This window comes from Streptococcus sp. E17BB (assembly GCF_041807725.1).
In the GTDB taxonomy this organism is placed as follows: domain Bacteria; phylum Bacillota; class Bacilli; order Lactobacillales; family Streptococcaceae; genus Streptococcus; species Streptococcus entericus.
Window position 1 is genome coordinate 1 of sequence record NZ_JBGTZC010000010.1, and the last position, 316, is coordinate 316.

General features: G+C 45.3%; 1 pseudogene (cut by a window edge). It reads left to right on the forward strand.

What is annotated here, in order from left to right:
* Positions 1–316 (forward strand): annotated as a pseudogene (locus ACERC7_RS03460) (ISL3 family transposase); its annotated part runs 699 nt beyond the window's last position; the annotation flags it as partial.

The window sequence follows — 316 nt, forward strand, 5'->3', positions numbered from 1 at the left end:
AAAATCGCTCAAAAATTGATGGAGAAAGTCGCCATGACGGCCATCGCTGAAAGCCTAACCGTATCAACCTCAACGGTCATCCGAAAACTAAAGGAATTTCAGTTCAAGACAGACTTGAACTGGCTGCCAACTAACATGAGCTGGGACGAGTACAGCTTCAAGAAAGGCAAAATGAGCTTTATCGCACAGGACTTTGATTCACTCAAAATCCTAGCTATTCTAGATGGTCGAACCAAAGCCACCATTCGCAACCACTTTCTGCGCTATCCGAGAGACGTCAGGAACCGTGTTAAGGTCATCACCATGGACATGTTTA